This window comes from Lysinibacillus sp. YS11, from assembly GCF_002896375.1.
Lineage (GTDB): Bacteria > Bacillota > Bacilli > Bacillales_A > Planococcaceae > Lysinibacillus > Lysinibacillus capsici.
On the sequence record NZ_CP026007.1, the window covers coordinates 1457389 to 1473267 of the forward strand.

The window sequence follows — 15879 nt, forward strand, 5'->3', positions numbered from 1 at the left end:
TGTTTTAGATGAAGTGGAAACAACAATTGGACGGTATGCAAGCATATAAGCCAGGTAAACCAATTGAAGAAGTACAACGTGAATATGGCTTAAAGGAAGTTATTAAATTGGCATCGAATGAAAATCCATTCGGGTGCTCACCTAAGGTAACAGCTTATTTACAAAATAATGCAGTGAATCATGCACTTTATCCAGATGGCTATGCCCAAAACCTACGTACTGCTGTGGCAAATCATCTAGGTGTGAAAGAAACACAGCTTCTTTTTGGTAACGGCTCTGATGACATCATTGCTATTATTACTCGTGCTCTGTTGTATCCAGGGGTAAACACGGTTATGGCCGACCCTTCCTTCTCTCAATACTGGCACAATGCTGAAATTGAAGGTGCTGAAGTACGTAAAGTGCCTTGTCAAGATGGAGCACATGATCTAGAGGCAATGTTGGCTGCAATTGATGACCAAACTTCTATTGTTTGGGTATGTAGTCCAAATAATCCTACAGGAGTTGTCATTCCTGATGCTGCATTGCGTGCCTTTCTTGCAAAGGTTCCAAGCGATGTCCTTGTCGTGCTTGATGAGGCATACATTGAATATGTTACACATCCAGACCACAAGGATACGTTACCAATCATTAATGAGTATCCGAATGTGCTTTTACTGCGTACATTCTCTAAAGCATATGGCTTAGCTTCGTTCCGCGTAGGCTATGCTATTGGCCAACCTGATGTTATAGCTAAGCTTGATCCTGTGCGTGCACCTTTCAATAATACAATCTTAAGTCAAGCTGTTGCTGCCATTGCCCTCAGTGACCAAGATTATATTGAAGCCTGCCGTGAGGCCAATGAAAAAGGCAAAAAACAATATGTAGAATTTTGTGAAAAGCATAATTTAAAATACTTCCCATCTGATACAAACTTTATTTTCTTTGATACCCATGCTGATAGTGATATTGTTTTCCAAGAGCTGATGAAAAGAGGCTTTATCGTGCGCAGTGGTAATGCATTAGGCTTACCAGGATTTATCCGTGTGACAATTGGAACAGAGGCTCAAAATGCAGCATTGCTTAGCCAACTTGATGAAGTGTTAAAACAACAAGGGGTATTTGCATGACACGCAAAGTACTCGTTATAGGGCTAGGATTGATCGGAGGTTCTATTGCCCTTGCTTTGCAAAAAGCACCGGAAACAAAAATTATTGGCTACGACATGGACGCACAAACACGCGAGCATGCGAAAACATTAAATATTGTGCATGAGATTGTCGCAGATCCACTGGCTGTTGCGGCTGAGGTTGATGTTATTATCTTCGGTACGCCCGTTAATGCAACACTGGATTGGATGGAGCAATTAAAATCATGGCCCTTGAAAAATAAAGTCATCGTAACAGATACAGGAAGTACAAAAAAATTAATTATGCAAAAAGCCAGCGAATTACGAGAACTTGGCATAACGTTTATTGGTGGACATCCAATGGCGGGGTCTCATAAAAGTGGTGTGCTGGCTGCTAAGGCGCATCTTTTTGAAAACGCATATTACATGCTTACGCCACTTGCTGGGGAAGAAATTGTTCATATGGCACAGCTTGAAAGTTTGCTGAAATTTACCCATGCAAAAGTAGTCAGTGTATCTGCCAGTGAGCATGATCACATGACAGCGGTGGTGAGTCATTTTCCGCATGTTATTGCGGCCTCACTTGTTCATCAATTAGGCGGCGAAAATGGGGAGTACCCAATGACACGTTCTCTTGCAGCAGGAGGGTTTCGTGATGTGACACGAATCGCCTCTTCTAATCCCATCTTATGGCGAGATATTACGCTGCAAAATCGCGAGGAACTCCTCACGCAATTAGATGGCTGGGAAAAAGAAATGACACGCATTAAGGAACTGCTGATGGAGGGTTCTTCACAGGCTATTGAAAACTATTTTGCAGTTGCCAAAGAACTGAGAGATGAATTACCGATTAGTGCAGGGGCTATGTATACACCATTCGATCTATATGTTGATGTTCCTGACTATCCAGGTGTTATTTCTGAAGTGACGGGCTTTTTAGCAGATGAAGCAATTAGTATTACGAATCTTCGCATCGTTGAATCACGAGAAGATGTTTTCGGTATTCTAGTCATTAGCTTCCAAAGTGAAAATGATCGCGAACGTGCTGCAGCCTGTATTCAAAAACGAGCAAATTTCGAAACGTATATTTCTTAGCATAAGAAAGCGTCGGCATTTCGGCGCTTTCTATCTTCATATTGGAGGGAATAAAGTTCATGAGTGAAAAAGTATTGCAATACAACAAGCCTTCTTTACAGGGCTCTTTAACTGTTCCAGGTGATAAGTCTGTATCTCATCGCTCTGTGATGTTTGGCGCCATTGCTAGTGGAACAACGACAGTAGAGGGCTTTTTAATAGGTGAAGATTGTTTAAGTACAATTGATTGCTTCCAGAAACTTGGCGTTCAGATTGAGGTGGAAGGGACAAATGTAACCATTCATAGTCCAGGGATGGATGGCTGGCAGGAGCCGATAGAAGTGTTATATACGGGTAACTCTGGTACAACAACACGCTTAATGCTAGGCATTTTAGCTGGTTCTACTGTTCACTCTGTCATGACAGGAGATGCATCCATTGGAAAACGACCAATGCGCCGTGTTATAGATCCACTGCGTCAGATGGGTGCACAAATTACAGGGCGTGCAGACGGGCAATATACACCGCTAGCCATTCAAGGTACAAAATTACAAGCCATTGATTACAAGATGCCTGTAGCAAGTGCACAGGTGAAATCTGCTATTTTACTAGCGGGCTTGCGTGCTGAAGGAACAACTACTGTTAGAGAAATGGATGTTTCGAGAGATCATACAGAGCGAATGCTGCGTCAATTTGGTGCACATGTAGAAGTAGATAATGGCGTAGTATCGATTGAAGGAGGACAAGCTCTCAATGGTACGCATGTTTCTGTGCCAGGAGATATATCATCGGCTGCCTTTTTCTTAGTGGCAGGAGCCATTTGCAAAAATAGTCAGCTAACACTAAATAATGTGGGCATTAATCCAACACGTGATGGCATTATAGAGGTGCTGCAAAAAATGGGCGCCACGATGACGGTAACGCCGAATGATGATAATCAAGCTGAACCGACAGCAACAATCCAAATCGCCACATCTTCTTTAACTGGTACAATAATTGAGGGAGACATTATTCCTCGTTTAATTGACGAAATTCCTATTCTTGCATTACTCGCTACGCAAGCACATGGTCAAACGATCATTAAAGATGCCGAGGAGCTAAAGGTGAAGGAGACTGACCGTATCACGGCTGTTGTGACTGAATTGAAGAAACTTGGTGCCCAAATCGAAGCAACAGAAGATGGTATGATTATTGAGGGACCAACGTCTTTAAAAGGAGCAAACCTTCAAACCTATGGCGATCATCGAATCGGCATGATGGGTGCAGTTGCAGCTTTAATAACAGACGGAGCTGTTACACTAGATGATGCACAATGTATTGCTGTATCCTACCCATCGTTCTTTGAGCATATTGAGGCAGTGAGGTAACAATTAAAGAGAGGCTCTCCAAGCTTTTGGGGAGTTTTTTCTTGTTTCAGAGGTAAATGTTTTGTAGCATAAAGGTATCAACGAAAGAATAGGTGAATGACTGTGAACAATGCGATGACTGAAATGATGCAAGCACTTGAACAAGGGGATTTAGCATTAATAGATCAGCTACTAGAATCATTTTTAATGAAGGAGCTACCCGAGGAGATCTATGCACTTGCTGAGATTTTTATGCAGTATGGGTACATGAAGGAAGCTGACCGTGTGCTGGAGCATTTACAATTTTTATTCCCAGAAGAAGCACAGTTAAAAATAGATCGTGCCAATGTCCTAATGGAGCTTGGTAATGAAGATGAAGCATTAGATTTATTATTAGAAATTGAAGAAACCTCCCCAGAATATCCACAAGCGTTATTGGTTTTAGCTGATTATTATCAAATGCAAGGGTTATTTGAGGTTGCAGAAAAGCGTATAAATGAAGCATTAGCGATTTTACCAGACGAGCCATTATTACATTTTGCGAAAGCAGAACTTTTATTTGAAACAGGTCGTTTTTTAGAGGCAGCAAGACTGTATGAGGACTTATATGAGCAGCAAAATGAATTTGCTGGTATTCAACTTGTCGAACGACTAGCGGAGGTTTATCGTGCAGGTGCAGCCTATGAGACGGCATTTGATTATTATGTCAAAGCCCTTGAAGATGAAGTAAAGCCCGATATTTTATTTGGAGCTGCTTATTCAGCCTTCCAGTCACAAAAATACGAGATGGCTATTAAACAACTAGAGGAATTGAAAGAATTAGATCCTGATTACTTCTCAGCCTATTTATTGCTTGCGGAAAGTTATGCAATGACAGAGGATAATCAAAAAGCTTATGCTGCCATTCAAGAGGGGTTAAAGCGTGATGAATATGATAAATCGCTTTATTTATTCGCTGGTAAAATGGCATTGAAAAATGGTTTGCCTGAAGAAGCTGAGCAACATCTGAGAGAAGCTATAGCGCTCGATCCTGAATATATGGAAGCGGTACTAGCACTTATTTCAGTGTTTGGACAACAGGAGCGCCATGAGGATGTAATCGAGTTATTTGAGACATTACAGCAAAATGATTTTGAATGGAGCACTTTATATCCTTTTGCGGCAGAGGCATATGAAAATTTAGAATTGTACGACCGTGCATACGAATTTTACCGTTTGGCATATAATGATTTTAAGGAAGACGCAACATTTTTAGAAAAATATGTTTACTTCTTATTAGAAGAAGGAAAGCGTTCAGAGGCAAAAGAGGTTCTTGGACAATTAATCAACATTCAACCGGGTGAACCAGAGTGGCAGGAGAAGTTAGAAACCTTAGAATTTGAGTAAAGGAGGGAGTGGGTATGACTGCTTCTGTATCAGTTGTTGATAAAAAAGCATTTGTTCGATGGTTTTTAAAAAATTATCAATTGAAACGTCGTGAGTGTGTATGGATTTTAAATTACCTATTAAGTAATGATGACTTGTTAAAAGAATCCGTTTTGTGGAAGAAGCTCACTATTGTCCTAGGGCAATGGTGATGTCAACAGTAGACTCAACTGGTGTGCCTTTTCGTTTCTATAAAGGCAATGTGATGACGGCAGATGCTGAGAAGTCTTTCCATGATTTACGCTTACATGAACAAGAAGATATGTATATACAATTGAATTTTCCTAATATACCACCAAGTGCACAATACTTAGCAGTTCTTGAAGAAAACCCTTATATGCCAGAAACACTGCTCGTCAGTGAAAAAGATCGTGTACTGGCAGAAGAGCTGCTTTCCAATAGCTTACTCGTATTCCAAGAAGAGAAATTACTTGCACAAATTGATGAAGCCCTCGACCAGGGAGATGAAGTGCGATTTTATGAATTGTCTAATTTGTTACAAGCATTGAAGGAAACGGCTAATTTACGTTAATTATAGGTAAAAATTGAATGTCCTTTATCCATTTCAATATGGTAACATTACTAGTGAATGATTGTTTTCACTTTTAATTGGGTATCCTATTGAAGAGTGGAAAAGGACATTTTTATTTTGCGATAAAAGGAGGTTTGTTGAATGTATTTTAATGCAAACGATGTAACATCGTTTATGGCACAAAAAGATTTTATTGATACCGCGGTTGTTCCACTTGTATCCATTGATCTCTCTTCTGAAAAAATGAAACAAAGTGGTGCCGAGGTAGATTTTGTCATGTCTTTAACTTCTTTTATAGAGCAGCAGTTTAAAGGTCGACTACTAGTCATGCCACCATTTTCTTATATGACAACTTTAAAAAACGACGATTTACCACAGCAATTAGAAGCACAATTACATAATGCTGGATTTAAGCATGTGTTCTTCATTACTTGTGACCATTATTGGACAAAGAGTGGAGAGATAGTCAATATGATTTGGTTACCAGCGATTCCTTTAGAAAGTATGGATGCCAGTGTGAAAAAATCCATTCTAGAAGATCAATTGCGACAAGTGATTCCAATGCTTTCGACTAAATGGGCACAGATTTAACAATTAGTTTCAATAAATGTTCACATTCTCCAGCTTTCCACAGAATGCTATATTGACCAAGCTATGGACTTGATATATCATATATATGTCCTAGTATTACTATTTGTAAAAGTATGTCCGTTGGACTGACCTTTAAGTTAGAGGGGGGAAAATAATGAGTAATAATCGAGTTTCACGTCGTCAATTTCTAAGTTATACTCTTACTGGTGTAGGTGGATTTATGGCGGCAGGTATGCTAATGCCAATGCTTCGCTTTGCAATTGATCCTGTGCTACAAAAGCATGAGGGTGGGGATTTTGTAAAAACAGAGCATAAAATCGCTGACTTGACTGAAGAGCCTGTAAAAGTGGACTTTTCATATGAACAAGTGGATGCATGGTATAAATCACAGGTTACAGATGTAGCTTGGGTTTATAAAAGTGGCGATCAAATCATTGCCCTTTCACCTGTTTGTAAGCATTTAGGATGTATGGTTGACTGGAATGGAGATTCTGCACACCCAGGTCAATTCTTCTGTCCATGCCACGCAGGACGTTATGAGAAAAACGGGAAAAACATTGCAGGTACACCGCCTCTAGGTCCGTTGGATGAATTTGAAGTACAAGAACAAGATGGCTATTTAATGATTGGTCCAGCTAAAGCAAATTCTCTAGTTAAATAAGTAAGGGGGTACGACAACAGTGCTAAATAAAATTTATGATTGGGTCGATGAACGCCTAGATATTACACCGATTTGGCGTGATATTGCCGACCACGAAGTGCCAGAGCACGTTAACCCTGCACATCATTTTTCAGCATTCGTTTACTGCTTTGGTGGATTAACATTCTTCATCACAGTAATTCAAATTCTATCTGGTATGTTCCTAACAATGTACTATGTACCAGACGTTGTGAATGCCTGGAAATCAGTTTATTATTTACAAAACGAAGTAGCATTTGGTGAAATCGTACGCGGTATGCACCACTGGGGAGCTTCATTAGTTATCGTAATGATGTTCTTACATACACTTCGTGTATTCTTCACAGGTTCTTATAAAAAACCTCGTGAGTTAAACTGGATGGTTGGTGTAGGTATTTTTGGTGTAATGATGGGTCTTGGATTTACAGGATACTTATTACCATGGGATATGAAAGCATTATTCGCTACTAAAGTAGGTATCGAAATTGCAGCATCAGTACCGTTTATCGGTGGGATGATTAAAGTATTATTAGCGGGTGACACAACGATTCTTGGTGCTCAAACGTTAACTCGATTCTTTGCGATTCATGTATTCTTCTTACCTGCAGTATTGTTTGGGTTACTTGCAGCGCACTTTATCATGATTCGTCGTCAAGGAATTTCAGGACCGTTGTAATTGTCTTGACGGTTCGATGATCTTTAAAAGGAGGGGACACTATGCATCGCGGAAAAGGAATGAAATTTGTCGGCGATTCTCGTATTAAAGCGAATCACAGAATGCCGAACGTTCCAAAGGATTATTCCGAATATCCAGGTAAGACGGAAGCTTTCTGGCCGAACTTCTTACTGAAGGAATGGATGGTAGGTGCTGTATTTTTAATTGGATACTTATTATTAACTGTCGCTCACCCGTCACCACTTGAAGGGCCGGCAGATCCAACTAGAGCATATACACCACTACCGGACTGGTACTTCTTATTTATGTATCAACTTTTAAAATACTCATTTGCTTCTGGTCCATACAATGTAATCGGAGCTATTGTAATTCCAGGTCTTGCATTTGGAGCGCTATTATTAATGCCATTTTTAGACAAGGGTCCAGAACGTCGTCCATCTAAACGTCCATTGCCAACAGCGTTTATGTTATTAACTTTAGCTGCTATGTTCTACCTAACTTGGGAGTCAGTTGTTAACCACGACTGGGAAGCTCAAAAAGCTATGGGTGCAATTGTAGAAACAGTTGAATTCGATAAAGAATCAGAAGGTTATAAACTATACGCTGGTTCAGCTTGTATTACATGTCACGGTGAAGGCTTAGAAGGTGGAGCTGGTGCACCATCTCTAATGAACACTGGATTAACAGCTGATGAGATTAAGGACATTGCTCATAATGGTCGCGGTAACATGCCACCAGGATTATGGACAGGTTCAGATGAAGATCTTCAAAAACTTGCTGAATTCATCGAAAGCTTAAAAGCAGAGTAATAGTAAAAGAGTCAGGAAACTGGCTCTTTTTTTTCTACCTTGTTATACTATTGGGACTGGAAGCCATACAAAAAGGTTCCCTTGTGTAAAGGATTTTAGCGAAAGATGTCGAAAAAACATTTATTTATGAAACAAGTAAGCGAATTAAAACAATAAAATAACACATATTGATGGTGAGATACAATTGAACTATACATAAATAATGGATTGTTTTTATCGGAAGGAGTTAACATCGTGCAACTAACAAGAGCAAATATTTGGTACCTTCTGACCCATAAATCATTCTTGATAGTGCTGCTAATTATTAATCTACTAGGTACAATTTATGGCTATTATTGGTATGGGTGGCAGCTTGCCATCACAGAGCCTATTTTTTATATTTTTGTTCCAGATAGTCCGACAGCCAGTTTATTCTTTTGTTTTGTGTTAATTGCTTGGATTATGGGGAAAAGCTGGCCACTGATGGAAGTACTTGCCCTTGTTACGTTGGTGAAATATGGCTTATGGGCAGATGTGATGAATATTTGGACATTAATTGAAACAGGTTCTATTGGCTGGCAGGGATGGATGCTAGTTGGTTCACATTTTGCCATGGCTGTACAAGCTGTACTATATATGAAGAAATATGTCTTCACTTATTGGCATGTTGTGATAGCAGCTGTTTGGACACTGCATAATGATGTCATTGACTATGTATTTGGGCAAATGCCGATGTATCGGGATTTAGCCAATTACACAAGCTATATAGGTTACTTTACATTCTGGTTATCAATTGCATGTATTTTACTTGCCATTTTCTCAATTAGGTGGCGCAAATATTTGCCGAATTAGGGTATAAATTATAGAATTATAGTATCGAGGTAGAAAGGGGTTAGAAAATTGTCAACGAGCATGTATATTGTTTATTTTGTGATTATTATGCTGCTTCCACTTTATGCTCAAATGAAGGTAAAGGGTACGTATAATAAATTTGCAAAGCAACGTACAATGAAGGGGCAAACTGGTGCAGAGGTAGCGCGTGCGATTTTAGATGCAAACGGCTTATATGATGTACGAGTTGTGCCAACACAAGGTGTGTTGTCTGATCATTATAATCCAGCAACCAAAACAGTGGCTTTATCAGAAAGTAACTTTTATGAAGCAAGTGTTGCAGGTGCTGCGGTTGCTGCCCATGAGGTGGGCCACGCCATCCAACATAAAGAAGCATATTCCATGCTTACATTACGTAGTAAGCTAGTCCCGGTAGCAAATATTTCTTCTAATGCGTCTTGGATTTTCGTAATGATTGGTATTTTTGCAAGTAGTACGAATTTCTTGCTATTAGGTATCATATTATTAGCAGCAGGTGTTGTTTTCCAATTAGTGACACTTCCTGTGGAGTTTGATGCCTCGAAGCGAGCATTAGTTCAAATGAATTCACTTGGCATTATTACAAATGAAGAAGAACGACCAGCACGAAAAGTATTAAGTGCTGCAGCATTAACATATGTAGCAGCGGCAGCGGTAGCTGTACTAGAGTTATTACGTTTAATTTTAATTTTTACCAATATGCGTAGCGACGACTAAGAAAAAACTTGTTATAGTGGTACACCACTATAACAAGTTTTTTATCTTCGTATGCTTAATGAAGGGGCTGCTTTTGATCGTCTAGTGTGAAGCCTTCTCCTGCCACATCTCGTACTTCAATGATGGAAACAAATGCGTGCGGATCAACTTCATGCACAATAGATTTTAACCGTACAACTTCATTGCGGCCAATTACACAATAAATAACCTCCTTAGGTTGTTTCGTAAAATGACCATGTCCTTCTAAAATGGTGATACCACGCTCCATTCGAAGAGCGATTGTTTCAGCAATGGCTCCAGACTTTTCTGATATGATAAGCGCACCACGAGCCGCATAAGCACCTTCTTGTACAAAGTCAATGACACGGGCTCCAACAAATACGGCTACTAATGTATACATCATTGAACGAGCATCCAAGAACGTCAGCCAAGAAAGAATGATGACGATGGCATCGAAGACAAACATGGTTTTCCCCATACTCCAGCCAAAATATTTATGCCCTAGTCGTGCCAAAATATCGACACCACCTGTAGTGCCACCGAAACGAAAGACAATCCCAAGTCCCAATCCAACAAAGACACCAGCAAAAAGTGCTACAAGCAACATGTCATCCTCTAAATGGATGGTAAATTGATATTTTTGGAAAATTTTTAGAAAAAGAGATACGGATAAAGTGCCGACAAGCGTATAGACAAATGATTTTTTTCCAAGTAATCGATAACCTATGATAAACATGGGAATATTTAATAACAGGTTCATTAAGGCAGGGTCCCATCCTAATGTAAAATATAGTATGAGTGTAATCCCACTTAGTCCACCTTCACCCAGTTGATTTTGGATGTTGAAGTGAACAAAGCCGAAGCTGAAAACTGCTGCTCCGAGCATAATCGCGATAATATTACGTATTTTAATCTGTTTTAGCATTTGACCTCCTGTAGTTCCAAACAAATGAAGTAGTGTTATCTATTATCTGACATTTTATTGGTTTTGACAACAATGGTGTAAATTTTATACGATGGTAAATAGGAGTGTGATTTTTATGGCAGATCAACTAACAATGCAAGCTTTACAACAGCGTGTCGATGACTATATAGGACAATTTAAAGAAGGCTATTTTCCACCATTTGAATTACTTGCACGTCTAACAGAAGAATTAGGCGAACTTTCACGCGAAGTTCAGGATGTCTATGGACAGAAAAAGAAAAGAGTACAGAGGATATAAACAGTATTGAAGAGGAATTAGGAGACTTTTTCTTTGTACTAGTCTGTTTTGCAAATGCCCAAGGTATTAAACTAGATGAAGCACTTTTACGCGTCATACATAAATTTGAAACTAGAGATAAGGATCGTTGGACTAGAAAGGATGAAGAATGATGTCGATTCGTGTAGCTATTGCGGGAGCAAGAGGAAAAATGGGAGCTGAGGCTGTACATACGGTCATGAAACATGACAAAATGGAATTAGTAGCTGTACTAGATTATAAGGAAGTAGGAAAAACTTTAGCTGATTTAGATATGTTTCCAGCAAGCTATACAGTGCCTATATTTACAGAAATGCATGATCTTGTAGAAGCAACTGCACCAGATGTACTAGTGGATTTAACTAATCCACATGCAGTCTACAAACATACAAAGGAAGCACTGAATTTAAATGTACGACCAGTAATTGGTACAACAGGATTTACAGATGCACAACTAGAGGAATTATCAGCCATGGCCAAAGAAAAAGAGTTAGGTTGCATTATTGCACCAAACTTTGCGATTGGTGCTATCCTAATGATGAAGTTTGCAAAAGAAGCAGCCAAATACTTACCAGATGTAGAGATTATAGAGATGCACCATGATCAGAAGCTTGATGCACCATCTGGGACAGCGGTGAAAACGGCACAGTTAATACAAGAGGTCCGTACGTCAAAGGCACAAGGGCATCTAGAAGAGAAAGAAACCATTAAAGGTGCAAGAGGTGGAGATTTTGACGGTATGCGCATTCACTCCGTACGTTTACCTGGTTTAGTGGCACACCAGCAAGTATTATTTGGAGGGGATGGGCAGCTACTAACGATTCGCCATGATTCATTAAACCGTAATTCTTTTATGTCGGGTGTTGCATTTTGCATAGAAGAGGTTATGAAAATGGATCAGCTTGTTTATGGTTTAGAAAACATCATCTAAAGATTGGGATGGAAGCTATATGAAAATCGCATTGATTGCACATGATCGTAAAAAAGATAATTTAGTACAGTTTGCTATTGCTTACCAAAATATTTTACAAGAACACACACTATATGCTACCGGCACAACAGGACAACGTGTCATCGAAGCTACTGGTTTGGAAGTTACACGTTTTCGTTCAGGGCCACTTGGTGGCGACCAACAAATTGGCGCAATGATTGCCAATAATGATATGGACATGGTGATATTTTTCCGTGATCCTTTAACAGCACAACCACATGAGCCAGATGTTTCTGCACTAATCCGTCTTTGTGATGTTTACCAAGTGCCACTGGCAACAAATATGGGAACAGCAGAAATATTACTAAAAGGCCTACAGGAAGGCTTTGTGGATTGGAGACTGATACAAGAAAGACGCAATTAACAAAAGACGTGATTCAGAAAGGATGATCATCGAATGAAAAAGCTAAAAATAGGCATTACCTGTTATCCTACAGTTGGTGGCTCTGGTGTCATTGCAACAGAATTAGGCAAAATGCTTGCAGAAAGAGGACATGAAATTCATTTCATCACCTCAAGCGTACCATTTCGATTGAATAAAATTTATCCAACCGTCTTTTTCCATGAAGTCGAAGTTAATAATTATTCAGTATTTCAATATTCTCCATACGATATTGCATTAGCGAGTAAAATGGCAGACGTCATCAAGGATGAAGAGTTGGATGTGCTACATGTGCATTATGCCATCCCACATGCAGTATGTGCGGTGCTAGCACGTGAAATGAGCGGCCGAGACATTGGCATCGTTACAACCCTTCATGGCACAGATATATCGGTGCTTGGGCAAGATTCTACGCTCTCACAGGCCATTAAGTATGGGATTGATAAATCTGATATTGTGACAACCGTGTCACAGGCATTAAAAGAACAAACCTATGAACTGATTGATACAGTAAAACCAATTGAAACGATTTATAACTTTGTGGACGAACGCGAATACTTCCCACGAAATTCAGGAAACTTAAAAGAGCAATTTGGTATACAAGAAGATGAAAAAGTCCTCATTCATGTATCAAACTTCCGTAAAATAAAGAACCTTCCACACATTGTAGACGCCTTTATGAAAATCCGTGCCAACATGAAAGCAAAGCTCTTATTAGTAGGTGATGGCCCAGAAAAGCATCGTGTCATGGACCAAGTAAAAGGAAGTCCGTATATGAAGGATGTTTTATTTTTAGGGAAACAAGAAAACTTAGCTGAACTGTATGCGATTAGTGATCTAAAGCTATTATTATCACAGCAAGAATCGTTTGGACTGGTGTTATTAGAGGCAATGGCTTGTGGTGTACCTTGTATTGGAACAAATGTAGGTGGTATTCCAGAAGTCATTGAGCATGGTGTTGACGGCTATATCGTGGAATTAGGGGATACAGAGGCAGTTGCGGCGTATGCAACCCATTTATTGCAAGATGAGGAACAATTACTGCGCTTCCGAGAAGCGGCCATCCGTGCAGTAAGTGAAAAATTCCACTCATCCAAAATTGTGGAACAATATGAAAATCTGTACGAGAAGGTTGCGGAAAGAAATCATGCAAAACAATAAAGAATGGCAGGCAGCCTATTCAGTCATTGAGCAATTAGAACAGGCAGGATTTGAAGCAGTTATTGTTGGTGGTGCTGTAAGAGATGCTTTACTCGATCGTCCTGCCCATGATGTAGATGTGGCTACAAATGCCTTGCCTGAAGAAGTAAAAACTGTGTTTCAAAAGACTGTAGATATTGGGATTCAGCATGGGACGGTACTTGTTATCGTACCCGCTGGACCTGTGGAAGTGACTACCTATCGGACAGATGGGGAATATACAGATCATCGAAGACCACAGAATGTCCATTTCGTTCGATCTCTAAAAGAGGATTTACAACGCCGAGATTTTACAATGAACGCCATTGCCATGCGGCGTGATGGCTCTTTTGTAGATTATTATGGTGGACAACAAGATATTGAAAAGCGCATTATACGAGCGGTAGGAGAGGCAGAAAAACGGTTTGCAGAAGATGCTTTAAGGATGCTGCGAGCGATTCGCTTCTCTGCACAGCTTGATTTTACGATCGAGGCGAATACATTCGCAGCCATCCAGCAAAGGGTTGCTGATTTGGGCTTTATTGCAAAAGAACGCATTAAAGCAGAGCTTGATAAGCTTTGGGTAGGACAAACAGTTTTTGGGGGTATACAAAAACTAGAGGACAGTGGATTAACTGCCTATTTAACAGGTGATTTTCAAACTGCACAATGGCATAATTTCCAAACAAAAGATGCCCTTCTTGGCTGGGCATACTTTGCCTTACTACAAGGAGCAGCATGGCGTGAGGTAGTGCGCGATTATCGATTATCGAATAAGGAAATGGCGTTTATTAATTCCGTTTTAACCGCTTATGACGCTTTAAAAGATGGTTGGACAAATCGCCATTATTTTTACTACACAGAGCAAGAACTAGAGGCTGCACAATATTTTGCCCAACTTCGCCAATTAGACGCTTTGATACCTCAACAATCTATCCGAGAATTACAGGCAAAGCTACCGATTCAACATAAGCAAGAATTAGCGGTGAATGGTGCTGATTTACTGAAATGGTCTGGCAAAAAGGGTGGGCCGTGGGTAAAAGCCTCATTGGAGGATCTGCTGACAGCCATTCTTCATCATGAACTTCAAAATGATCGACAACAGATTAAAAGTTGGTTGGAGCAACAGGATCTTACTTAAAGCCGAATACATGATAGGTAAAAGCCGCCTCCTGAAATGGGAGACGGCTTCATTAAATTCCTATCGTTGGTGGTCATTTACGTTAATTTACAGTATGATTAAGACAAAATAAGTTACATAACAAGAGTACAGTTAACTAAAGGATTGATGTGAAGATGACAATTTCCATGAAGGACGAAATTTTAAAAAGAATATTGGCTGCTGATGGAGAAGCGGTTTCAGGTCAGGAATTAGCAGATTCTCTTGGTGTCTCAAGAACCGCTGTTTGGAAGCATATGCAAACATTACAAGAGGAAGGGTATACATTTGATACAATTAAGAAAAAGGGGTATGTATTGACAGGTGTACCAAATAGCTTGAGCCCCACACAGATTAAGCTTTTTTTAAAGACAGAGCATTTTGGACGTTTGATCCATTATTACGATGTAGTTGATTCAACACAAACAATTGCGCATAAGCTTGCACAGGAAGGAGCTCCACACGGTACAATTATTATTGGTGAGGAGCAAACAGCGGGGCGTGGTCGTATGGCTCGTCCTTGGGAGTCTGCACATGGGACAGGTATTTGGATGACCGTTATCGTTCGGCCAGATGTTACGCCCCAACAGGCCTCATCCTATACACTTGTGGTGGCAGTAGCTGTCACAATGGCCATTAAAACCTTATATAAACATGTAGAGCCAGCGATTAAATGGCCCAATGATTTATTGATTAATGGCAAAAAATGTACGGGGATTTTAACGGAAATGCAAGCAGAGGCGGATCTTGTGCAAGCTTTACTTGTTGGAATTGGCATAAATGCGAACCAAGCAGCAGCTGACTTTTCACCTGATATTGCGGATATTGCCACTTCATTACGATTAGAAGCTGGAGAAGAAATCAATCGTGCAGCACTTGTGGCCTCTATCTTACACTATTTAGAACAATTTACAGAACTATACGTTAAAGAAGGTTTTGCGAGTCTAAAGACACTATGGCAGCAAATGTCTTGTACAATTGGTCAACGTATAGAGGTAACGACGATACGCGAACGTTTTGAAGGGGTTGCCAGTGGTATTACAGACGATGGTGTTCTGCAACTGACACAGGACGATGGAACGGTTCGAACGATCTATGCGGGAGACATCAAAATATTATAA

16 protein-coding genes and 2 pseudogenes are annotated in these 15879 nt (G+C 40.0%); 17 read left to right on the forward strand and 1 reads right to left on the reverse strand.

Annotated elements, in window-relative coordinates; genetic code table 11:
* Positions 1-8: 8 nt before the first annotated feature.
* The 11 genes and pseudogenes from hisC to LBYS11_RS06965 all read left to right on the forward strand — a co-directional run bounded on the left by hisC (position 9) and on the right by LBYS11_RS06965 (position 9806).
* Entirely contained in the window at positions 9-1109 is a 1101-nt protein-coding gene (gene hisC / locus LBYS11_RS06915; RefSeq protein ID WP_103117723.1) for a histidinol-phosphate transaminase, read from the forward strand.
* Positions 1106-2203 carry a prephenate dehydrogenase gene (locus LBYS11_RS06920; RefSeq protein ID WP_048389834.1) on the forward strand — a complete coding sequence of 366 codons (1098 nt, stop codon included), beginning with the start codon at positions 1106-1108 and terminating at the stop codon, positions 2201-2203. Before hisC ends, LBYS11_RS06920 begins: the two co-directional genes overlap by 4 nt.
* A gap of 59 nt (positions 2204-2262) precedes the next feature.
* On the forward strand, positions 2263-3549 hold the full coding sequence (gene aroA / locus LBYS11_RS06925; protein ID WP_103117724.1) for a 3-phosphoshikimate 1-carboxyvinyltransferase: 1287 nt from the start codon (positions 2263-2265) through the stop codon (positions 3547-3549).
* A gap of 96 nt (positions 3550-3645) precedes the next feature.
* The gene (locus LBYS11_RS06930; RefSeq protein WP_004232654.1) at positions 3646-4914 is read left to right on the forward strand and encodes a tetratricopeptide repeat protein; all 1269 of its coding nucleotides are present in this window, start codon (positions 3646-3648) and stop codon (positions 4912-4914) included.
* A gap of 14 nt (positions 4915-4928) precedes the next feature.
* Positions 4929-5485 (forward strand): annotated as a pseudogene (locus tag LBYS11_RS06935) (ReoY family proteolytic degradation factor).
* Between the two features lie 141 nt (positions 5486-5626).
* Positions 5627-6076, forward strand: coding sequence for a DUF2487 family protein (locus tag LBYS11_RS06940; RefSeq protein WP_048389840.1), 450 nt, complete (start codon positions 5627-5629; stop codon positions 6074-6076).
* Positions 6077-6230: 154 nt separating this feature from the next.
* Positions 6231-6737: a QcrA and Rieske domain-containing protein gene (locus LBYS11_RS06945; protein WP_004232660.1), complete on the forward strand. Its 507-nt coding sequence runs from the start codon at positions 6231-6233 to the stop codon at positions 6735-6737.
* Between the two features lie 19 nt (positions 6738-6756).
* A complete protein-coding gene (gene qcrB, locus LBYS11_RS06950) occupies positions 6757-7431 on the forward strand; it encodes a menaquinol-cytochrome c reductase cytochrome b subunit (RefSeq protein ID WP_004232663.1) in 675 nt (224 codons plus the stop codon).
* Positions 7432-7472: 41 nt separating this feature from the next.
* Positions 7473-8240 (forward strand): menaquinol-cytochrome c reductase cytochrome b/c subunit, encoded by a 768-nt coding sequence (locus tag LBYS11_RS06955; RefSeq protein WP_004232669.1) that lies wholly within the window; start codon positions 7473-7475, stop codon positions 8238-8240.
* Between the two features lie 234 nt (positions 8241-8474).
* A complete protein-coding gene (locus LBYS11_RS06960; RefSeq protein WP_048389842.1) occupies positions 8475-9071 on the forward strand; it encodes a lipoprotein heptaprenylglyceryl N-acetyltransferase LhaT in 597 nt (198 codons plus the stop codon).
* Between the two features lie 60 nt (positions 9072-9131).
* Complete coding sequence (locus LBYS11_RS06965; RefSeq protein WP_036077718.1) at positions 9132-9806, forward strand: zinc metallopeptidase; 675 nt, start codon at positions 9132-9134, stop codon at positions 9804-9806.
* Positions 9807-9861: 55 nt separating this feature from the next.
* Here LBYS11_RS06965 and LBYS11_RS06970 read toward each other — a convergent pair whose 3' ends face one another.
* Positions 9862-10731, reverse strand: coding sequence for a YitT family protein (locus tag LBYS11_RS06970; protein WP_004232676.1), 870 nt, complete (start codon positions 10729-10731; stop codon positions 9862-9864).
* Between the two features lie 115 nt (positions 10732-10846).
* On the opposite strand from LBYS11_RS06970, the pseudogene LBYS11_RS06975 reads away from it, so the two are divergent.
* The 6 genes and pseudogenes from LBYS11_RS06975 to LBYS11_RS07000 all read left to right on the forward strand — a co-directional run bounded on the left by LBYS11_RS06975 (position 10847) and on the right by LBYS11_RS07000 (position 15879).
* Positions 10847-11181 (forward strand): annotated as a pseudogene (locus tag LBYS11_RS06975) (nucleotide pyrophosphohydrolase).
* On the forward strand, positions 11181-11978 hold the full coding sequence (gene dapB / locus LBYS11_RS06980; RefSeq protein ID WP_103117725.1) for a 4-hydroxy-tetrahydrodipicolinate reductase: 798 nt from the start codon (positions 11181-11183) through the stop codon (positions 11976-11978). The pseudogene LBYS11_RS06975 and the gene dapB overlap by 1 nt, the downstream one beginning before the upstream one ends.
* A gap of 19 nt (positions 11979-11997) precedes the next feature.
* Positions 11998-12402: a methylglyoxal synthase gene (gene mgsA, locus LBYS11_RS06985; RefSeq protein ID WP_004232690.1), complete on the forward strand. Its 405-nt coding sequence runs from the start codon at positions 11998-12000 to the stop codon at positions 12400-12402.
* 33 nt (positions 12403-12435) lie between these two features.
* The gene (gene bshA, locus LBYS11_RS06990; protein ID WP_004232695.1) at positions 12436-13581 is read left to right on the forward strand and encodes an N-acetyl-alpha-D-glucosaminyl L-malate synthase BshA; all 1146 of its coding nucleotides are present in this window, start codon (positions 12436-12438) and stop codon (positions 13579-13581) included.
* On the forward strand, positions 13568-14740 hold the full coding sequence (locus LBYS11_RS06995; protein WP_048389850.1) for a CCA tRNA nucleotidyltransferase: 1173 nt from the start codon (positions 13568-13570) through the stop codon (positions 14738-14740). The genes bshA and LBYS11_RS06995 overlap by 14 nt, the downstream gene beginning before the upstream one ends.
* 155 nt (positions 14741-14895) lie before the next feature.
* Positions 14896-15879, forward strand: a complete 984-nt coding sequence (locus tag LBYS11_RS07000) for a biotin--[acetyl-CoA-carboxylase] ligase (RefSeq protein WP_103117726.1) — start codon at positions 14896-14898, stop codon at positions 15877-15879.

Bases quoted from the DNA above. Each gene is read 5' to 3' on its own strand.
- hisC (WP_103117723.1), top strand. From the start codon at position 9: ATGAAGTGGAAACAACAATTGGACGGTATGCAAGCATATAAGCCAGGT.
- LBYS11_RS06920 (WP_048389834.1), top strand. From the start codon at position 1,106: ATGACACGCAAAGTACTCGTTATAGGGCTAGGATTGATCGGAGGTTCT.
- aroA (WP_103117724.1), top strand. From the start codon at position 2,263: ATGAGTGAAAAAGTATTGCAATACAACAAGCCTTCTTTACAGGGCTCT.
- LBYS11_RS06930 (WP_004232654.1), top strand. From the start codon at position 3,646: ATGACTGTGAACAATGCGATGACTGAAATGATGCAAGCACTTGAACAA.
- LBYS11_RS06940 (WP_048389840.1), top strand. From the start codon at position 5,627: ATGTATTTTAATGCAAACGATGTAACATCGTTTATGGCACAAAAAGAT.
- LBYS11_RS06945 (WP_004232660.1), top strand. From the start codon at position 6,231: ATGAGTAATAATCGAGTTTCACGTCGTCAATTTCTAAGTTATACTCTT.
- LBYS11_RS06955 (WP_004232669.1), top strand. From the start codon at position 7,473: ATGCATCGCGGAAAAGGAATGAAATTTGTCGGCGATTCTCGTATTAAA.
- LBYS11_RS06965 (WP_036077718.1), top strand. From the start codon at position 9,132: ATGTATATTGTTTATTTTGTGATTATTATGCTGCTTCCACTTTATGCT.
- LBYS11_RS06970 (WP_004232676.1), bottom strand. From the start codon at position 10,731: ATGCTAAAACAGATTAAAATACGTAATATTATCGCGATTATGCTCGGA.
- dapB (WP_103117725.1), top strand. From the start codon at position 11,181: ATGTCGATTCGTGTAGCTATTGCGGGAGCAAGAGGAAAAATGGGAGCT.
- mgsA (WP_004232690.1), top strand. From the start codon at position 11,998: ATGAAAATCGCATTGATTGCACATGATCGTAAAAAAGATAATTTAGTA.
- bshA (WP_004232695.1), top strand. From the start codon at position 12,436: ATGAAAAAGCTAAAAATAGGCATTACCTGTTATCCTACAGTTGGTGGC.
- LBYS11_RS06995 (WP_048389850.1), top strand. From the start codon at position 13,568: ATGCAAAACAATAAAGAATGGCAGGCAGCCTATTCAGTCATTGAGCAA.
- LBYS11_RS07000 (WP_103117726.1), top strand. From the start codon at position 14,896: ATGACAATTTCCATGAAGGACGAAATTTTAAAAAGAATATTGGCTGCT.